The organism is Fluviicola chungangensis (genome assembly GCF_007558725.1).
Lineage (GTDB): Bacteria > Bacteroidota > Bacteroidia > Flavobacteriales_D > Crocinitomicaceae > Fluviicola > Fluviicola chungangensis.
This window is the reverse complement of the sequence record NZ_VLPL01000007.1, coordinates 118,085-137,418: the sequence shown is the minus strand read 5'-3', so window position 1 is coordinate 137,418 and position 19,334 is coordinate 118,085. Positions and strand designations below refer to the sequence as shown.

The 19,334-nt window shown below is 41.9% G+C and carries 14 protein-coding genes; 5 read left to right on the top strand and 9 right to left on the bottom strand.

From position 1 onward, the window contains the following. The first annotated feature begins 79 nt into the window (after positions 1 to 79). The 4 genes from FO442_RS14160 to dnaE all read left to right on the top strand — a co-directional run bounded on the left by FO442_RS14160 (position 80) and on the right by dnaE (position 6,133). The gene (locus FO442_RS14160; RefSeq protein ID WP_144333860.1) at positions 80 to 526 is read left to right on the top strand and encodes a DUF1573 domain-containing protein; all 447 of its coding nucleotides are present in this window, start codon (positions 80 to 82) and stop codon (positions 524 to 526) included. A 12-nt stretch (positions 527 to 538) separates the two neighbouring features. Then, entirely contained in the window at positions 539 to 913 is a 375-nt protein-coding gene (locus FO442_RS14155; protein ID WP_144333859.1) for a DUF1573 domain-containing protein, read from the top strand. 196 nt (positions 914 to 1,109) lie between these two features. Next, entirely contained in the window at positions 1,110 to 1,550 is a 441-nt protein-coding gene (locus FO442_RS14150) for a DUF1573 domain-containing protein (RefSeq protein ID WP_144333858.1), read from the top strand. Positions 1,551 to 1,747: 197 nt separating this feature from the next. Next, a complete protein-coding gene (gene dnaE, locus FO442_RS14145; RefSeq protein WP_144333857.1) occupies positions 1,748 to 6,133 on the top strand; it encodes a DNA polymerase III subunit alpha in 4,386 nt (1,461 codons plus the stop codon). A gap of 1 nt (position 6,134) precedes the next feature. On the opposite strand, the gene FO442_RS14140 is transcribed toward dnaE, so the two are convergent. The 6 genes from FO442_RS14140 to FO442_RS14115 form a co-directional block, all read right to left on the bottom strand. Beyond that, positions 6,135 to 7,583, bottom strand: coding sequence for a S41 family peptidase (locus FO442_RS14140; protein WP_144333856.1), 1,449 nt, complete (start codon positions 7,581 to 7,583; stop codon positions 6,135 to 6,137). A 49-nt stretch (positions 7,584 to 7,632) separates the two neighbouring features. Beyond that, positions 7,633 to 8,424, bottom strand: a complete 792-nt coding sequence (locus tag FO442_RS14135; RefSeq protein ID WP_144333855.1) for an AraC family transcriptional regulator — start codon at positions 8,422 to 8,424, stop codon at positions 7,633 to 7,635. Between the two features lie 62 nt (positions 8,425 to 8,486). Next, positions 8,487 to 8,852, bottom strand: a complete 366-nt coding sequence (locus FO442_RS14130; protein ID WP_144333854.1) for a hypothetical protein — start codon at positions 8,850 to 8,852, stop codon at positions 8,487 to 8,489. A gap of 135 nt (positions 8,853 to 8,987) precedes the next feature. Continuing rightward, positions 8,988 to 11,060, bottom strand: a complete 2,073-nt coding sequence (locus tag FO442_RS14125; protein WP_144333853.1) for a prolyl oligopeptidase family serine peptidase — start codon at positions 11,058 to 11,060, stop codon at positions 8,988 to 8,990. Positions 11,061 to 11,174: 114 nt separating this feature from the next. Continuing rightward, positions 11,175 to 12,434 (bottom strand): peroxiredoxin family protein, encoded by a 1,260-nt coding sequence (locus tag FO442_RS14120; protein WP_144333852.1) that lies wholly within the window; start codon positions 12,432 to 12,434, stop codon positions 11,175 to 11,177. Between the two features lie 150 nt (positions 12,435 to 12,584). Continuing rightward, on the bottom strand, positions 12,585 to 13,460 hold the full coding sequence (locus tag FO442_RS14115) for a transglutaminase-like domain-containing protein (protein ID WP_246073860.1): 876 nt from the start codon (positions 13,458 to 13,460) through the stop codon (positions 12,585 to 12,587). Positions 13,461 to 13,702: 242 nt separating this feature from the next. On the opposite strand from FO442_RS14115, the gene FO442_RS14110 reads away from it, so the two are divergent. Continuing rightward, on the top strand, positions 13,703 to 14,551 hold the full coding sequence (locus tag FO442_RS14110) for a hypothetical protein (protein WP_144333851.1): 849 nt from the start codon (positions 13,703 to 13,705) through the stop codon (positions 14,549 to 14,551). An 80-nt stretch (positions 14,552 to 14,631) separates the two neighbouring features. Here FO442_RS14110 and FO442_RS14105 read toward each other — a convergent pair whose 3' ends face one another. The 3 genes from FO442_RS14105 to FO442_RS14095 form a co-directional block, all read right to left on the bottom strand. Further along, on the bottom strand, positions 14,632 to 15,588 hold the full coding sequence (locus FO442_RS14105; protein ID WP_144333850.1) for an AAA family ATPase: 957 nt from the start codon (positions 15,586 to 15,588) through the stop codon (positions 14,632 to 14,634). Positions 15,589 to 15,605: 17 nt separating this feature from the next. Next, complete coding sequence (locus FO442_RS14100; RefSeq protein WP_144333849.1) at positions 15,606 to 16,985, bottom strand: peptidylprolyl isomerase; 1,380 nt, start codon at positions 16,983 to 16,985, stop codon at positions 15,606 to 15,608. 139 nt (positions 16,986 to 17,124) lie between these two features. Next, the gene (locus FO442_RS14095) at positions 17,125 to 19,080 is read right to left on the bottom strand and encodes a peptidylprolyl isomerase (protein WP_144333848.1); all 1,956 of its coding nucleotides are present in this window, start codon (positions 19,078 to 19,080) and stop codon (positions 17,125 to 17,127) included. Between the last annotated feature and the right edge of the window lie 254 nt (positions 19,081 to 19,334).

Genomic DNA, 19,334 nt, shown 5'->3' with positions numbered 1-19,334 from the left:
GATTTTCGTTAAGGATGTGTTAAAGAAAAGAAGTGATAAAACTTAATAATCTATATTTACAACAACTAAAAGAAACAAAATGAAAAGAGTATTATTTACAATGATGTTAGCTTTTGTAGCTGTGATCGGAGCAAACACTGCAGTAGCTCAGGAAGTTCAAAACGGGGCTAAGATCGAATTCGCGAAAGAAACGCATGATTACGGTAATATCAAATACGGGGCAAACGGAACTTGTACTTTTACTTTCACAAATACAGGGAACGCTCCTTTGATTATTTCAAATGCAAAAGGATCATGTGGCTGTACGGTTCCTGAATGGCCGAAAGAACCAATTGCTCCGGGAGCAAAAGGAGTAATTACAGTAAAGTATGATACAAAGCGTTCCGGTGCAATCAACAAGAACGTGACGATTACTTCAAATGCTGTAAATGAGCCTACGAAAGTGATCCGTATCAAAGGAAATGTTGCTCCGCAACCGGAAGGAACAAGCCCTGTAAACGAAGGTGGAGCGCCATCTGCTCACTAAAAACAACATCAAATGCGTTGTTTAGCTATCGCATTTCTCATATTGAATTCCGCTTTTTGCATCGGTCAGAAAGCGGAATTTTCTGTTGATAAGAGTGTGTTCACCTTTCCGAAAACAAAAGAAGGACCGGTAATTTCACACGATTATGTCATTACCAATACCGGTGATGTACCATTGATTATTTCCGATTACAAAGTTTCTTGTCCGTGTACCAAAGTCACACTCCCAGAACCAATTCCACCCGGGAAATCAGCAGTTATGCATGTTACCTTTGAAACCAAAGGAAAATACTACGAACAGGATCGTTCCATCATCCTTTCAACAAACACCAAAAAAGGAACTGAGAAAGTACGCTTCAAAGTATTCGTAATCCCCGAGGACGAGTAAAATCCGGATTCAACTACCACCTTTGTAAACAGGAATGTTTTTGTTTACGCTTCATTTCCGGTTTTTTCTTTCAGAAAATGGTTGCCTCTAAAATTCTTTTTTAACAGCTATTTAAGACTTGAGTTAAGACCTTGTTAAACCTTGTCTTTCTAAGGTTTTGATTGCGTAGATTGCTTTCATATTTAAATACTACTTTATGAAATCAAGTACCATCCTTTTAATTTTAAGTTTTGTTTTTACTCTTGGAGTAAAACAGGTATTGGCCCAGCCGGAAGTGCTAAATGGCCCTCAAATTCAATTTGAAAAAGAATCGCATGATTACGGAACCATTGAGAACGGATCAAATGGTGACTGCATTTTTACCTTTAAAAATACCGGCAATGCACCTTTAATCCTGGAAAATGTGAAAGGTTCCTGTTCTTGTACCGTTCCGCAGTGGCCCACTGAACCGATTTTACCCGGACAAACAGGTGAGATCAAAGTGCAATATAATACAAGTACTGCGGGACCTATCAACAAGTCCGTTACCATTACATCTAATGCGGTAAACGAAGCGGTTAAAGTTGTTCGGATCAAGGGGAATGTGCTTGCAACGAAAGAAACTGCAGTGGAATCTGTTCCTGCTTCAAGGAATTGAACGGATCAAATTAGCTAATTAGAGATATAGCTATATCGGAATATCGGTATATACCGATGAAGTCCTGTTAAATCTGGGGAAGAACACCCATTTGTAAAACTTTCAAAGAATAGGGATGAGTTATTAACAAGCAGCCAACTTGTTTTTGATTCATCCCTTTCTTTTAACTATCTTTATTGTCCCCAAAAAAGACTCTCATGTTTTTGATTTTCGATACCGAAACAACAGGTTTACCTCGTGATTGGAATGCTCCTTTGACCGATTTGGATAATTGGCCCAGAGCGATCCAGATTGCCTGGCAATTGCATGATGAGTTGGGAAATTTAGTCGAAGCAAAAGATTTCCTAATCCGTCCGGAAGGGTTTGATATTCCCTATGATGCTGAACGGATTCACGGTATTTCCACCGAATTGGCAATGGAGCGGGGAGAAGCATTGGAAGATGTTATCGCAGAATTCAACGAAGCTCTGCGGAAAGCACAGTTCGTAGTCGGACAAAACATCGGTTTCGACTTGAATATCATGGGTGCGGAGTTCCTGCGTACCCAAGTGGAAACAAACATGCACGATCTTCCCGTTTTGGATACCTGTACCGAAATCACAGCCGAATTGTGCAAAATTCCGGGGGGGCGTGGCGGGAAATTCAAATTGCCGACACTAACCGAACTGCACAATTATTTGTTCAATGTTCCTTTTGGAGAAGCTCACAACGCAACTGCCGACGTGGAAGCGACAACCCGTTGTTTCTTTGAACTGGTTCGCAGGGAAGTTTTTACCAAAGAAGAATTAAAGGTTGAATTAGAGTTTTTCGATCGGTTTAAAATCGCGAACCCGGATTTCATTCAGCCGATTGGTCTGACGCACCTGAATTTAAAAGAAGAAAGTGCGAAGCTTAAAAAGCAGACAAGTGACGATTCTGTTTCAATTGATATTTCGGAAGCGAGGGAGCGATTAAAAGATGTTCCTTTCGTTCATTTACACAATCATACACAGTTCACCATTCTTCAATCCACAATGGATGTGAAAGGGTTGGTGAAGCAAGCCATCAAGCACAACATGCCGGCTGTTGCATTGACAGACATCGGGAACATGATGGCGGCTTTTCACTTTGAGAAGGCAATTGCCGGAATTAACAAGGAAATTGAAGCCGAACGCCAGCAGGCAGAAGAGAACGGGCAACCCTATACGCGCGAACCGTTGCTTCCGATCATCGGATGTGAAATGTATGTTTGCCGTGATCGCCTGGATAAAAGTGTAAAAGACAACGGATCATTGATTGTTTTCATAGCGAAAAACAAAAAAGGATACCACAACCTCATCAAGCTGGCTTCCATGGCCCACACCGAAGGAATGTATTACGTTCCGCGGATTGATAAAAAAGCAGTGGAACAATACCACGAAGACCTCATCGTATTGACCGGAGGCTTGAGCGGAGAAATCCCGAGCTTGTTGCTGAATGTAGGTGAAAAACAGGCTGAAGAAGCACTGGTCTGGTGGAAAAATATTTTTCAGGATGATTTGTACGTGGAAATCATGCGTCATGGACAGGAAGATGAAAACCGCGTCAATGCTTCGTTAATCAAACTGGCGCAAAAACACGGGGTCAAAGTGGTTGCGACCAACAATACTTTTTACGCAACTCGTGAGGATGCAAATACACACGATATTTTGTTGTGTGTGCGGGATGGCGAGCAGGTTACAACCCCAAAGGGAAAAGGACGGAACTTCCGCTTCGGATTGGAAAACGAAGAATATTACTTCAAATCTGCTGACGAAATGAAGGAATTGTTCCTGGACCTTCCGGAAGCAATTGAAAGTGTTGCAGAGATCCTGGAGAAGATCGAACCGTATGCGTTGGCGCGTGAAGTACTTCTTCCGGCTTTTGAAATTCCGGAGGAATTCAAACATCCTGAGGATGAGATCGACGGGGGAAAACGCGGAGAAAATGCCTATTTACGACATTTAACATACGAAGGAGCCGCGAAGCGTTATCCGGAAATTACGGATGAAATTCGGGAGCGCCTGGATTTTGAATTGGCAACAGTGGCAAAAACGGGGTATCCCGGATACTTTTTAATTGTACAGGATTTTTGTCATGCAGCCCGCGAAATGGGCGTTTCGGTTGGTCCGGGCCGTGGTTCGGCTGCAGGATCTGCTGTTGCCTACTGTACCGGAATTACCAATGTAGACCCGATTGCGTACGATCTCCTATTTGAGCGTTTCCTGAACCCGGATCGTGTTTCCATGCCCGATATCGATATCGATTTCGATGATGAAGGCCGTGGACGTGTGATCGACTGGGTAATTGAAAAATATGGATCCAACCAGGTGGCACAGATCATTACGTATGGAACAATGGCTGCAAAGTCTTCCATTCGCGATGCAGGCCGGGTATTGGATTTGCCGCTGATCGAGACAAATAGCCTGGCAAAGCTCATTCCGGATAACTTCTCACTTGATGCGATTTTCAATTGGGAAGAACCCAAGCTGGCGGAGAAATTGGCAAACAGCCCGCAGGATTTGGCTAACGTTCAGGAACTGAGGTTGATTGCAAAAGGAAATGACATGCGAGCTCAGGTGCTGAGACAAGCACAACGCATTGAAGGTTCCGTTCGAAATACCGGGATTCATGCCTGTGGTGTAATCATCACACCGGACGATATTACCAATTTCGTTCCGGTTGCGCTCGCGAAAGATACCGGGATGTGGTGCACACAGTTTGATAACTCGGTTGCAGAAGAAGCCGGGTTGTTGAAAATGGACTTCCTGGGACTGAAAACCCTGACGCTGATCAAGGACGCAGTTAAAAACGTCAAAAAACGACACGATATAGATCTCGATCCCGATACTTTCCCGATCGACGATGAAAAAACGTACGAATTGTTCCAACGAGGTGAAACCGTGGGGATCTTCCAGTATGAAAGTCCCGGAATGCAGAAGTACATGCGCGAATTGCGTCCGTCTGTTTTTGCGGATTTAATTGCCATGAATGCCTTGTATCGCCCGGGACCGCTGGAATACATTCCGGATTTCATTAAAAGAAAGAATGGGGAACAAGAGATTAAATATGATTTGGATGCCTGTGAAGAGTATCTGAAAGAAACATACGGAATTACCGTTTACCAGGAGCAGGTAATGCTCTTGTCCCAAAAATTGGCGGGTTTTTCCAAAGGTGACGCCGATGTCCTGCGTAAGGCGATGGGTAAGAAGCAGCGGTATATCCTGGATAAGATGAAGCCTCAGTTCGTAGAACAAGGTCAACAAAGAGGGCACGATCCTGTTATATTGGAAAAGATCTGGAAGGATTGGGAAGCATTTGCATCCTACGCTTTCAACAAATCGCATTCCACTTGCTATGCCTGGATTGCTTATCAGACAGCGTACCTGAAAGCGAATTATCCGGCTGAATTCATGGCTGCGGTACTTTCAAATAACCTGAATGACATTACCCAGGTTAGCTTCTTCATGGAGGAATGCCGGCGCATGGGAATCGAAGTTTTGGGGCCGGATGTAAATGAATCGTCTTACGAATTTACTGTAAATCAGGCAGGAGCCGTTCGTTTCGGATTGGGTGGAATTAAAGGATTGGGAAGCGGACCGGTTGAGAATATCATCGAAGAACGGCAGAATGGGTTTTTTACTTCCATTTTTGATATGACCAAACGCCTGAATTTGAGGTTGGTTAACAAGAAGGCACTGGAGAGTATGGCGTATGCCGGCTGTTTCGATTCATTCAAGGGAGCGCACCGGGCACAATATTTTGCACTGGACGGAAGTGGAAAGACCTTCATTGAAAATGCGTTGAAATACGGGAACAGTTTGCAGGACAATGAAAATTCCGCACAGGTTTCCATGTTTGGAGAAGCTACGGACGTGAAAATGCCGGAACCAACTATTCCGAACTCAGAAGAATGGAGTTTACTGTACAAGTTGAACCGGGAACGCGAAGTAGTTGGAATCTTTATTTCGGGTCATCCGCTGGACGATTTCAGGGTCGAAATCGAAGCATTCTGTAACGGAAATGTGGAATTGCTTCAAAATGTAAAAAACTATTTGGGGCGCGATTTCACAATCCCGGCAATTATTACCGATGCACAGCACCTTACAACGAAAACAGGAAAGCCATTCGGGTTGATTATTATCGAAGATTACACGAATTCGCATAAACAATACATTTTCGGAGATACATACCTGAAATTCAAGCACTTGTTAACAAAAGACCTGTTCGTTGCCATCAAAGGACGTGTGCAGGAAGGTCCGTATCCGGATAAGATCACGAAAATGAAACCGATCGAATTCAGCATCACCTCCATTGAGCAACTGCAGGATATGATGGGAAATAAATCGGCAACGATCAATATCACGGTTCCGATCAAATTACTCGACCAAATGATGCTCAATAAGCTGGAAACAATGTTCCGTGAAAGCGAAGAAGGAAACTGTTCGGTAAAATTCACAGTCATTGATCATTTGGATAACCTGGCAGTCAGTATGCCGTCCAAACGCTTACGAATCAATCCGTCTGCGAAAATGCTCTCGGTAATGAAAGAGATGCAATTGGAAGTGGGATTTGATACGAATTGAATTAACGGTGTATTAGATTTCGTGCAAATTCCAGTACCATGTCTCTTCCTTCCAGGTATTCTTCGATGGTTTGTTCTACCGTGAAATCCGGTTTTATCCCTTCTCCTTTTTTTTGGTCGGGCAGTTCCTGTACATCCTGTTCCAAATCTACGATTGAAAATGTCAGCAACAAACCGGTTTCGGGTAATTGGTAACTGACAGAAATATGTCCGGTGTGGCCATAATATCCACCCAATGTTTCCTGCCCGACAACAACGGATTCTTCATCACTTTTTACCATTCCGGCAAACAGAGATCCTGCGGAAGCGACAAAAGGACTAACCAAAAGATACAGCTTGCCGGTAAACGCATTGGTCTTGGGGATCCAAACCGGATTTAGTTGCTCATTCTGGTAGAACCGGTTATTTTTCCGGATGTTGTGTTCGCTTTTCAAATCCTTCTCAAGGTCGGCGATCTCATCGGTTTCTTCCTCTACATAAAATTGCTTGAACGGTACCGAATTAAAAAGTGTAAAGGCTGAACGGTTTTCTCTGAAATTGCGCTTGGTAAGGTAGGAATAAAGCAACAGGTCATTCGGATCGTTACCGCCACCATTTTCCCGGATATCAACGATCAGGTTCTGAATGGGATGTGTCTTCAGGTCGGTGAAAACAGAGTCGAGAAATGCGGCGTAGTTTTTATGTCCTTCACTTTTCGGACCTCCTAAACCAAAAGTATTCACCGTTAACAAACCGGTTTTGGAACTGTCGGTGTAGTGAAAGAAATAATCCGGTCCCTGGTTGTTATGGTATGCGGGAATAAAACGGGTCCGATAATTTTCCAGGGCATCCTTATAATCAAGAGGCTCCAGCACTTGTTGCTTGATTTCCGAACCGTCTCGGTAAGTAATCGTGAAAGAATCCTGTTCTCCGTACGCCAGGTAGATATAGAAAAAAAGCAATCCCGTTTCCAGGAAAGCATATTTTCCGGTTAGGTTGTATCCGTCAGTACTGGTGTACCTGGAAACTTCAATTGCAAAATCCTTTGCTGCTATACCGTTGACAGAAAGCAATTCACTGCCCAGAGGAATCGTTTTATACTCCAGGTTGGAATAGAGCTTATGGTTGAGGTATTTCAACGGTAAAGGGAAGAAGATTTTTTGTTTACGCAGTTCTTTTTTCAGGGAATAAGGAAAGCTCAGTTCATTGTGACAACTTCCGGTAAAATCAATGACTTTCCAAACAATGGTATAAAATTCCCGATACGAAGTATGTTTTTGGATTAACTTCCTGTTGGCACGAAAAGTACTGTCTATTTCCTGTTTTGAATGGTGTTTATATAATCCGGCATTCGCTTTTTCATAGATGCGGGTGAAAAGATCGAAGTCGTTTCGCAACTGTCGCCGGCTGATCTGTGCCCTGCACTCGCAGACCAGGATAAGCAATAAAAATATGGTAAGTAAGTGTTTCATCGAACCTCTGAATGAATAACAAATTAAAATTAGAGGATAGAAAGGAAACTTACTTGTATAATCTTGGCAATTTTCCACTTACTAGATTCCGGTATTCTCTGGGTGAAACACCGACATATTTTTTGAAGCTGTTGGAAAAATGGGCCATATCCGTAAAACTGTAGGTGTATGCAAGATCCGTGAGATCACAATCGGGTGTAATCCTGGCTTTGGCAGAAAACACCTTTTTCATCAAAACATAACTCATGGGCGTCATTCCTGTAAGTGATTTAAATTTTTTGGCAAAGCCAAAGGGATTCAAATGGGTGATCCGCGCTAATTCATCCAAGTAGAGTTTGTGCTCCAGGTTCTGTTCAATGTATGTCAGCAGTTCTGTAAGGTATCCGGAATGAAAACTACAGGTTTTTTCATCCGGTAAAGTGTGAGCATGTGGAGACAGTTGCCAGATGAAGTCTGTCAACAATTGTTCCGTGCGTTGATCATTGGCCTTCAATTGGTCAAAAAGCCGGATAAAGGACGCGGTTAAGTGAAGATCACTTATCTGTCTGTTCCTGAATTCAATTCCTTTTTCGTTTAGAATGGATGTCATTAAATCGGGCGTTAGATAGATTGTATCAAAGCTTACGCGACTTTCAGCATCAACCAGCGGATTGGCGTGGACCTCGTATGGGTTTGTTATGGAGATACTGCTGGATTCGCTGTATAAAAACTGATTATCCAGTTCCATCTTTTCGATCCCATTTCGAATCAGTGAAATGCAAAACGTTTCATGAAAATGGGTTGGAAAATCCCGGTTCTGATTTTCAACGGAAATAAAGCTGATTTCCTTGGTTGTGTGCATGGAAATTGAATGTTTCGGAAAATTGTATCTCCAAGATACGATTTCTTTCGGTTGCTTACCAATTATGATTTGGCGTCTCCGTAATCGAAGATCGGTTTGTACCCGTACTTTTTGATTTCTTCCACGGTATCAGGGCTTTTGGTTTTTACCTTCCAGGTCATAATAAAATCCGGATTTTTGATTATTTCGCCCGTAGTTTTTTCCCGGTATTCTCCTTCTTTGGCTATCTTGATGGTGTCTTTGTCGTACGGGATTTGAAAAACACTGTTGTCTTCCCGCAGTATTTTGAAGAATCCGTCAACGGTCAGCCTCAGAACGGTCCCATGTGTTTGATATTGTTCAATAATTTCGCCTTCCTGATCAATAAACGTTAAACCGATGAGAAACATTTTCCCTTTTAAATAACTCCTTAACTGTCTCCAGGTCATGATATTATTTTTTTTGATGAATTCTTAAGATACATCAAATTCTGCTTTTACCGGCAACCAAAGTGCTATTAACTGTTAAGTTTTGGATTATTTAAGAAATGAAATTCATTATTAATTTCCTATTACTCCCAAGCCTTATTTCAATTTCATCAACAAATAGGAAATCATCAAGGCTGTACTTTTAGCACTCTGTTCGTTGGTGGACGAACCTGCGTGCCCGCCTTCCGTGTTTTCGTAATAGTAGGTCTTGTATCCCATGTCGTTCATTTTGGCAACCATTTTTCGTGCGTGCCCCGGGTGAACCCGATCGTCGCGGGTAGAAGTCGTAAAGAACACTTCCGGGTACTTCATTCCTGCTTTCAGGTTTTGGTACGGAGAATATTTTTGAATATACGCCCATTCTTCCGGAATGTCCGGGTTTCCATATTCGCCCATCCAGCTTGCGCCGGCCAGGAGTTTGTTGTAGCGCTGCATATCCAGTAAAGGAACCTGGCAAACTACAGCATTGTACAAATCGGGCCTTTGTGTAAATGCCACTCCAACCAATAAACCGCCGTTACTTCCTCCCATGATTCCCAAGTGCTTCGGAGAGGTGATCTTCTTTGTGATCAGGTCTTCTGAAACTGCAAACAGGTCATCAAATACGTTTTGACGCTTTTCCTTGATTCCATCCTGGTGCCATTTCGGTCCGAATTCTCCGCCGCCGCGAATATTGGCCAGTACAAATACGCCACCTTTGTCCAGCCATGTATTTCCATATTTGGACGCATAAAAGGGTTGATAGGAAACTTCAAATCCGCCGTAAGCAACAATCAAGGTAGGGTTTAGTCCGTCATTTTTCATGTTTTTTGCCGCTACAATGAAATAAGGAATCATGGTTCCGTCTTTTGAGCGTGCTTTGAACTGCTTTACTTCATATTTGCTCGCATCAAAATAGGATGGAAGGGATTTGATTGCGGTGAATGTATTCGCCCCCGCATCGGCTGCATACAAGGTGGATGGAGTGATGAAGTTTTCGTATTGGAAAAAATACTGGTCGGAAAATTCGTGAGCTGAGATCAGGGAAATGGTTCCGAAATCGGGTGCTTTCACCTGTCGGTCCGCCCATTTTCCTTCAATGAAGGAATAGATAAACAATTTACTTGTAACGTTCGTCAGCATATTTACCAACAATTGGTTTTTGGTAGTGGAAACATCTGAAATACTTGAAAACTCGTCCGGTTGAACAATCAGCTGGACTTCTTTTAAGCCTTTCGACAACTTGTCGAAATTGATGCTCAGAAGCGCCCCATTGGCATAGGTTTGACCATTCACGACCCAATCGGATTTCAATTGGATAATTAACTGACCTTTCAGAATACCCTTCACACTGCAATCGTCCGGAATGTCCAAAGTCACAATTTTGTTGTCGATCCACAGCAATTTTTGAGCTGTAAACATGGAAGGAGCGCGGGAGATAAAGACATAACTTTTCCCGTCTGTACGCAAGATTCCACCCCAACTTCCAACGTCTGTCTTTTTTCCTTCATAGATAAGCTGCGCCTCTTTCAATGAAGTTCCGCGTTTCCAGATCTTCACCTGGTTCGGATAACCGGAAGTGGTCATGCTGCCCTTGCCGAAATCGGTTGAAACAATCAAGGTATTTTCATCGATGTAACCTGCTTCACCTTTCGCTTCGTCAATTTGGAATCCGCCTTCCACAAATTGCTTGGTGTTCACGTCAAATTCCTTGATATATACGGCATCTCCGCCTCCATTGGAAAGCTCAATCAAAAAGCGATTGTAGGAAGGGTACAAGCCATTTGCTCCTTTGTAAACCCATTTGACACTGTCTTTTTGAGATAGTGCATCAATATCCAACAGGGTTTCCCAGTTCATTTTCCCGTTGTTGTAATCAATCAAGGTACATCTTCTCCAGATTCCGCGTTCATGACGCTGGTCTTTCCAGAAATTGTAAACATATTTCCCGTAGATACTTGGATATGCAATCCGATCGGAAGAGTTGGAAATCTCCAGCGTCTTATCGTAAATGGATTGATAGTCCTTCAGTTTGCTCAATTTTTCAAAAGTGGCTTTGTTTTGGGCATTTACAAACTCCAACGCCCTTTTGCCATCTACTTCCTCCAGCCATTGGAATTTATCTTCCTGTGCCCGGATGGATGAATTTATTCCGAGAAGTGTCATGAGAATTAAAGGATATTTTGCCATGGTTTTAACAATTAATCAAAAGTTGGATGAATGAGTGCCTCAAGATACAAATTATTCAGGATCGTAAAGCACGAAAATACGATACGCAAAATGAAAGAAGATCGGGAGGAAAATTTAATTCTTCCGAATGATATACGTAGTGATTGCCCGTGTTTCCTGTTTTAAGACAATTCCCCTGGTTTTCAGGAAATCGATAATCTCTGCAGGGTTGGCATCGTGTAACTTTTTCCATTCCATTCCCTGATTATGGATTAGTTTGTCTTTTAACGAGTCGTCTGCCAGATAGAATTGGTTGGTCAACTCTTCCAGTTTGGTCAGGAAATTGCCGATCGAAGTATATGCTTTATCCGTTCCTTCCTCCAATTGTTCCGGGCTGATGACAGATCCATTTGATTTGTTCAATGACAAAACCGTTACAGGCCTTTTTTCCGAAATACTGTCGAATGTGATTGATAACCCACTTGTCAACGCGTGCTCAATTTCCGAAACCGCTTTTTCAAAACTGTCGTTTTTTCTCCAGTAAATAACGTCATACCTGCAACTGTCGTTTACCATGTTTGCTATCCACACGGTTGACGGAAGGTCATGCAAAAAAACAAAAATGTCTTCGAGTGTTCCCGAACTGTAGGTAATACCAACGTGATCCTGCTTCATCCGGTAGCCAAAGGACCCTGTCGAGTTTGTTTCCAGGGAAGGCCGGATGATCAGTTGATCGATCAATTCAGGAGTACAGGATTGAGTGTTTCCGGTCATCATTTTCATTCCGTTGTACAGCGGATCCTCTCCTCCACGGAATCCACCGTTCAGGATTACTTCCGGGCGACTGCTTTTTTGTTCGGGAGCAATTCCGTTTGTGTTGACAACTTCCAAAAGAGTTTCCTCCGTTAAATGATTGCCCCGGTAAACCAGGATTCCGTCTCTGTTGATAATGAACATGGCCGGTCGGCCTGTAACACTGTAGTTCTTAAAATCCTGCTGGTCATCGTCTCTCCCGACACAAAAGTCGATTTTCACTTTCTTTAGGAAATTTTCCAGTTTCTCTTTCGGATCATCTGTGATGGCAATAAACACCACACCTTTATCCTTGTATTTGGCGGAGAGTTCATTGTTCTCGGGGAAAGCTGCAACGCAAGGAGAACACCAGGTTGCCCAAAAGTCGAGGACTACAATTTTTCCTTTGAGCGATTCCGGTTGAAGGGAAATGTTTCCGCAGTTATAGGTTCCTTCGGGATGGATTTCCGGGGCTTTCATTCCAAGCTGGACTTGTGAGTAGCTGAAAAGTGGGAGAAATAAAAGAGTTGATAAAAATAAATGGTTTATTTTCAAGGTTTTCATTGCTGACAGTGGTAATTTGTCATTCAGTTTTCGTAACATGGTTATATTATTTTTCAGTGTATAGTGCGGATTCTTTTCATAATCGAAGCGAAAAGCGTTTTCAAAAGTAGTGTTTTTTCCAGAATGACAGACGGATTCACGCGGTGCATTTTTTGGAGAATCCGTGAATTAAGCTTGTCGAAAAAGGAATCAGTCGAGTAAACTGCGTAATTCAATCAGTTCATTTACTTTCTCCAGGTTTCCTACCTGCTGGAAGGATGAGATCAGGTTGGTTAACATGCGGCGAATGATATCTGAATTGGAACACGGTTGAAAATGGCTTGCCTGCGGTGCCACCTGAATACTCGTCAGGAATTGTACAATATCGTCCTTCTGAAGCATACTCCCTTTGGAAAAGGCATTGATGTAGAACAAAACCCCGTATTCGTTCCCGTTCGAAATAAACTGGTTCACCCCGTTGTTATCCATATAAGCCAGGATGAAATGGTTCGGAAGGTTTACTCCGTAGATCGGGAGTTTTAATTCCTGCGCAATGACGCTGTAAAGGATACTCAGGCTCAGCGGATTTCCCTTCTTGGTTTCAATGACCGTATTCAGGAAGGAATTTAGCGGTGAATTGTAATTTTTGGAGTTCCCGGAAAAACCGTACTGACCGAAAAGTACCTTGTTAATGATACGAATTGACTCAAAAGCCGTCATATTCGGATTTAACTCCAGCCAGCAATCCCTGCGAACGCGTTCAATGAACTCGTAGATGTGTTTTTCGTCTAAACCCGGATATTGGTATTTTGCAACAATGATAGCACCTTTCAATAAATCTTTGGTGGAACTGCGATACCAGGAAATCAGCTGGCGCTTGCATTCTTCGAATTGAATTTCGTGGATCAGGGTTTCAATCCGCGATTGAAAGAGCAAACCGTAATCTTTTTCTTCCCAGGAGGATTCCAGTAATTGAACAGCATCAGGTCCGATCTCCAGCAAACGATCTCTTACATGCGCGTAAACTTGCTCATCCGGATCATCCATGAGTGCAATTAGGGCTTGTAAAGATTTGAGATCTTTCATGAAACAAAGATATGGGAAGCTGAATTCGGATTTTGAATTCTTTCGTTGAAACTATTAATACTGGAATGTGAACAACCAATTAAAATCGTTTAAACAGGACGTTTTTTATCATAGAAAAAATAACAAATCGTGTAACTTTTAGTCAAATAATCGGTTAAAAGTGATATTTACTCATTTATACCAAAAACGTTTGGTATGTTATTTGTTATCAACGATATTCGCATCACTAAAACTACGACAATATGAAAAAACTATTGATTCTAAGCCTTTCTTTAGCAGCTATCGTTCAAGTTACATCTTGTAAGAAAAAATGGAAGTACGACGAAAGTAATGCACCTAAAACAAACGCAATTGTGGAAAATGCGTTCGCTGAAATGGCAAATATGTCCGATCAGGCATACAAAGGAGGGACTTTCATTTACGGAATTGGAAAGCCAACTTACCGCTACCAGGACAGTCATGAAGTAACTGAAGCTGAAAAGGCAAACTGCAATGTGATTATTACGATTGATACTGTTGGTTCCCAGGATACGATTACAATTGATTGGGGTACAAACAACTGTACTTGCCAGGATTACAAACAGCGTCGCGGTAAACTGATTATTGCATACAACGGACCGTATTATCAGCAGGGAACAATTATCCGTTACACACCGGTTAATTATTACGTGAATGACATCAAAGTAGAAGGATTGATGACCGTTGAGAACATGGGAGTAAATGGATCACAGCAACCTTATTACAATGTAAATATCAATGGAGTTGTTACGTTGACTACCGGTGAGATCGCAACCTATGTCTCTTCCCAGGTCCGGACATTTACAACCGGGTACAACACAGTCTTGAATATTTATGACGATGAATGGGATGTTACGGGAACTGCAACGGCACAAGTAGTGAATGGTGATGGTTACGTGGCAAACATTACAAGTCCGCTCCATGTGAAAATCGGATGTCCGTACATTACAAAAGGTACATTGCAAATCACACCTACAGGAAAATCCATGCGAACGATTGATTATGGTTCCGGTGCCTGTGATGGAACGTTCACCATCGAGATCGACGGACATACGTATACGATCAACGTTTAAGTATTAAATAAATCAATCAATAAAAACGTAGGGGCAGAAAATTTTCTGCCCCTACGTTTTTTAATATAATTCGACTGAATCTACTTCATCAATTCTGTAATCAATCTGTCATTCGAAAAACCTTCCGCTTCCGCCCGGTAGTTCCTCACAATACGATGTCTTAAGATCGGTAAAGCTACCGCTTTCACATCATCGATATCCGGAGAAAAACGACCATGCAGTGCTGCATGGCATTTTGCTCCTACAATTAAGTATTGAGATGCTCTTGGGCCTGCTCCCCATGAAATAAAGTCTTTTGTCAACTGTGGCGCCATCGGATTGTCTTTACGCGTTTTTGCTACCAGTTTAACGGCATATTCCAGTACATTGTCCGGAACGGGAATACGGCGCACCAACTCCTGGTATTCTGCAATTTTTTCTCCCGAAACGATTTGCTTCAATTGGATCTTGGTATCTGAAGTGGTGCTTTTTACAATTGCCAGTTCTTCCACAAATGTAGGATAGTCTACCCAAATATTGAACATGAAACGATCCAGTTGAGCTTCAGGTAAAGGGTATGTTCCTTCCTGTTCAATCGGGTTTTGGGTCGCCAAAACAAAGAAGGGATGAGGAAGTGTATACGTTGTTCCGGCAGCAGTCACTCTTCGCTCCTGCATCGCTTCCAGCAACGCTGATTGCGTTTTCGGAGGTGTACGGTTGATCTCATCTGCCAGGATGATATTGTTGAACAAAGGGCCTTTAATGAATTTAAACTGGCGGCTTTCGTCCAGGATTTCAGAACCTACAATGTCCGAAGGCATTAAGTCGGGAGTAAACTGAATGCGGTTGAAGGACAATCCCAAAGTATCTGCAATGGTATTTACCAATAGCGTTTTTGCCAATCCGGGAACCCCGACAAGCAAACAATGTCCGCGGGAAAAAATGGAAATCAAAACCTGGTCAACAACTTCTTCCTGACCAACAATTACCTGGTGAATTTCGTTTTTGAGAGCTTTATAGTCTTTTACTAGTTGTTCAATAGCAGCAACGTCTGACATAGTTTTATAGTTTTTCTTTAAGGTGCTTTAGGAACCCACTGATTTTCGAATTTACAATCTTTAAAAGAATCGTCGATGCGAATGTAAGCGGTTGAAATTTTGGATTTCGTCCAGTTGGCAATTGCTTTTTGCTTCTTTTGCTCCAATGCCATCATACGGAACAGGTTGTAATCGTCCGTCAGGTTCCCAACATGGGGCTGTGTTCTTTCAGCAACACGCACGATACGGATAGCTTCTTTGCGTTCGTTGTAATCGTAATAAAGGAGTGGTGAAGTGATTTGGTTTAACTCCAAACCGTCAGTCAACTGGAACATCATCGGATCGACCTGGTTCACCTGTTCGACACTCCATTTAATTTCTCCGGTGATCGGGTTTGTAATATATCCTTTGTTTTCTTTAGTGTTTACATCGTTGGAATAGATTTTAACCGCTTCTTCCCAGGTGATTTTATTTTGTTTGAGTTCCTCGTAACACTTTTCCATTCGCTTACTGGCTGCATCCAGGTTGTCCAAACTGAATTTCGGTGCAATGAGAATGTGGTTAACGACATAATCGTCCCCTTTTCGTTCAATCAATTGCATGAAGTGATACCCAAATTCCGTTTCGAAAACTTCACTGATTTCGCCTACCTTTAAACTGTAAGCTGTTGCTTCAAACGGACGCACCATTGCTCCGCGTGTGGCCTCGATCCGGCCACAAGCTTTTGCACTTCCAGGATCCTCGGAATAAAAAGAGGCCGCAGCACAAAAGGTAGTTTTACCGGATACAATTTGTTTCCGGATATCAGAAATTTGTTTGAAAGCAAGGTCTTTATCTTCTTTTGTGATCATTGGGAAAACAGCAATTTGCTGAAAAGACAGTTGTGAATTGATATACGGAAGACTGTCTTTCGGAATGGAATTGAAAAAATTCTCTACGTCTAAAGGTGAAACGTCTATGGAAGAGGTAATTCCGCGTTCTACTTCCTGACCTTGCAATCGTTTTTTAATAGTCGTCCTGAATTCTTCTTTAATCTGGAGCTTTGTTTTTCCGTAAAAGGATTCGATGGTGATCGGATTGCCTTTTTCGTCTTTCACATTCTTCATCTGACTTTCGATCATGCGAAGCCTGTTTTCCATTTCCGCATCCACCTGTTCGTCACTGATCTGGATGGAGTCCAGTTCGGCCTGGTTCACCAACAGGAAATTATACAGCATTTGCTCCAGGATGGCGCATTCGTCAATGTCTTCAGCTGCCACACCATTTTGTTTCATCGATTGCTTTTGGCCTTCAATTTCAGAATAAAGCACAATGTTGTCGCCGACCTGGGCAATTACTTTATCAATTAATTTTGGCTGGGCAAAGGACCTGGTAAATGCCAGTAGGAAGAATAAACTTAGGAATATGCTGTATTTCATGTTCTTTTTGTCAAGCAAATGAGTTGCTAATTTCGTGTTCTTTTTTGAGATTCAATCAATAACGCATAGCAAATTACATTATTTTAAGAATTCTGTGTTTTTTACAAAAAGAAAAACCGGCTTTGCCGGCTTTCTTTTCTTATTTTCCTAAACTGTAAAGGACTTGCTCATGAATGACGATCGGATGCTTTTTGGCAATTTCCGTCAACCATTCTTTTTCCAGATAGGTTTGATAATCGGAAGTTGCAGCTCCTTTTGCTTCGGTCAGTGTCTTCTGTGTCGGTTCCAGAATCTCATCCACTTTAACGATGTAATATTTTCCGTCCGATACATAAGCCGGATTGACTCCTTTTTTCAGGTCATGGCCTTTCAAGTAAGGAGTAGATTCGATTTCGAACTTACCCGTTCTTACACGCAGATTCAATTCGGAATCTTTGTTGATGGCATTGATAACCGTGCGGGAAGAAATGGTATCACTTTTCAGCATGGCGGCAACTTTTTTGGAAATATCTTCGTTGGAACATTCGTAGATATAGGCATTGTATCTTTTTCCCCAGGTGTAATTCGCATTATGGTTTTCAAAGAATGTTTTCAGACCCGAAGTGTCTTTAATTGCTTTGTTCCACACTTTATCAGACATAATTTCGTACAATAAAATACCATCGTGATATTCCTGCATTAATGCTTTGAAATCAGGATATTTACTGTCGAGTTTGCTCTCTTCATAAGCAAGGATTTCGCTGTTTTGCCACGCCGCATATTGTTTTTTAACCAATGCGTTTGCATCCATGTTTTTATAAGCGCGGTAATTTTTTTGAAGGTATGCTGCAAAGTCTTTTTGCGTAAATGCTTTTTTGTCTAAAGTAAACATGGCTGAGTTTGACTTCAATCCGTCAGCGGTCCAGGTTCCTTTGAAGTAATTGGTGTCGATGTTTTGTACAAACCACTTGCTTGTTTTGCTGTAATTATCCTTCAAAGCATATGTTTTTTTCAACTTCTCAATAAAGGACTGTTGCGTTACAATTGAACGTTCGTCTTTGTTTACTTTCCCTTGGATCTCTTTCTTCAATTCTTCAAATGAACGCAATGGAACTAAATCCAGACGTTTGATGATATGGTATCCGAATGCCGTTTGAACCGGTTGCGAAACTTCTCCGTTTTCTTTTAACTGGAATGCGGCTTCTTCGAACTCAGGGACCATTCGAGTGGTTGTTCCCGTTCCGAATAAAGGCAGTTCACCACCTTTTTCAGCTGTTTGAGCGTCATCTGAAAACTCACTTGCCAGTTTTTCGAAAGATTCTCCTGCTTGTAATTTGGCATAAATCTCATCAATCTTTTTGTGAGCAGTTTCAATTTCTTCCGCACTTGCATCTCTTCCGGTTGCAACCATAATGTGTGCTGCTTTCATAGTTCCTCTTGCAGGACGCATGTCGATTACTTTCAGGATGTGGTAGCCGAATTTGGTGCGGACCGGGTTGGAAATTTTCCCGATCGGAGTATTGTATGCCGCCTCTTCGAACTGGTAAACCATTTGAAATGCTGTGAAATACCCCAAATCACCACCGTTTCTTGCAGCTGAAGGATCATCAGAGCCGTTTTTTCCTTTGGCAACCGTACTGAAATCTTCCCCGTTTTCGATCCGTTTTTTGATCGCCATAATTCGGTTGTAAGCTGCAAGGGTATCTTCCGGAGAAGCGTTTTCAGCAACCTTGACTAAAATGTGCGCTGCATGAACTTCATTTTTCATGCGTTCATATGCTTGTTTTACCAGGGAACTGTTTTTAGTAGAATCGATCAGGTAAGGCTGAGACAACTGTTTTCTGTAACCTGCCAGTTCCTTTTTTAACTTGGGAATCGTATCGTATCCGAGCGCTTCTGCCTCTGCAACTTTCAGCTTGAATTTTTTGAACAATTCCATATACTCATCCAATGATTGTTTATCGTATTTCGGATTGGTATTATTTTTCAAATAGATCTGTAAAAATTCGGTTTTGGTAACCTTTTTACCATCAATTTCCATAACCACGTCATCTGTTTGAGCTATGGTGTTTAGGGAAAATAGAATTCCTAAGGCTAATACTAGTCGTTTTTTCATGTATATAATACTTTATTCAAACCAAGAACGCCAAAAATAACACATTGTTTCGGGTTTGAAAGTAAAATCGAATGATTTAAGAAAAAATTAAGGATTGATTCAATGAATCTTATTCTTTGAGTTTGTTTGTGAAAGCCATACATAAAGATAATTTGCTAGATTTGAAACCTAAATAACAACTTATGCTTCGTATCCACCTTCTATCACTAGTCATTTTTCCTTTAATATTTGCATGTAAAAAGGAAACTGCATCC

Coding starts and splice junctions, on each gene's coding strand:
- FO442_RS14160 (WP_144333860.1), top strand. CDS start 80: ATGAAAAGAGTATTATTTACAATGATGTTAGCTTTTGTAGCTGTGATC.
- FO442_RS14155 (WP_144333859.1), top strand. CDS start 539: ATGCGTTGTTTAGCTATCGCATTTCTCATATTGAATTCCGCTTTTTGC.
- FO442_RS14150 (WP_144333858.1), top strand. CDS start 1,110: ATGAAATCAAGTACCATCCTTTTAATTTTAAGTTTTGTTTTTACTCTT.
- dnaE (WP_144333857.1), top strand. CDS start 1,748: ATGTTTTTGATTTTCGATACCGAAACAACAGGTTTACCTCGTGATTGG.
- FO442_RS14140 (WP_144333856.1), bottom strand. CDS start 7,583: ATGAAACACTTACTTACCATATTTTTATTGCTTATCCTGGTCTGCGAG.
- FO442_RS14135 (WP_144333855.1), bottom strand. CDS start 8,424: ATGCACACAACCAAGGAAATCAGCTTTATTTCCGTTGAAAATCAGAAC.
- FO442_RS14130 (WP_144333854.1), bottom strand. CDS start 8,852: ATGACCTGGAGACAGTTAAGGAGTTATTTAAAAGGGAAAATGTTTCTC.
- FO442_RS14125 (WP_144333853.1), bottom strand. CDS start 11,060: ATGGCAAAATATCCTTTAATTCTCATGACACTTCTCGGAATAAATTCA.
- FO442_RS14120 (WP_144333852.1), bottom strand. CDS start 12,434: ATGTTACGAAAACTGAATGACAAATTACCACTGTCAGCAATGAAAACC.
- FO442_RS14115 (WP_246073860.1), bottom strand. CDS start 13,460: ATGAAAGATCTCAAATCTTTACAAGCCCTAATTGCACTCATGGATGAT.
- FO442_RS14110 (WP_144333851.1), top strand. CDS start 13,703: ATGAAAAAACTATTGATTCTAAGCCTTTCTTTAGCAGCTATCGTTCAA.
- FO442_RS14105 (WP_144333850.1), bottom strand. CDS start 15,588: ATGTCAGACGTTGCTGCTATTGAACAACTAGTAAAAGACTATAAAGCT.
- FO442_RS14100 (WP_144333849.1), bottom strand. CDS start 16,985: ATGAAATACAGCATATTCCTAAGTTTATTCTTCCTACTGGCATTTACC.
- FO442_RS14095 (WP_144333848.1), bottom strand. CDS start 19,080: ATGAAAAAACGACTAGTATTAGCCTTAGGAATTCTATTTTCCCTAAAC.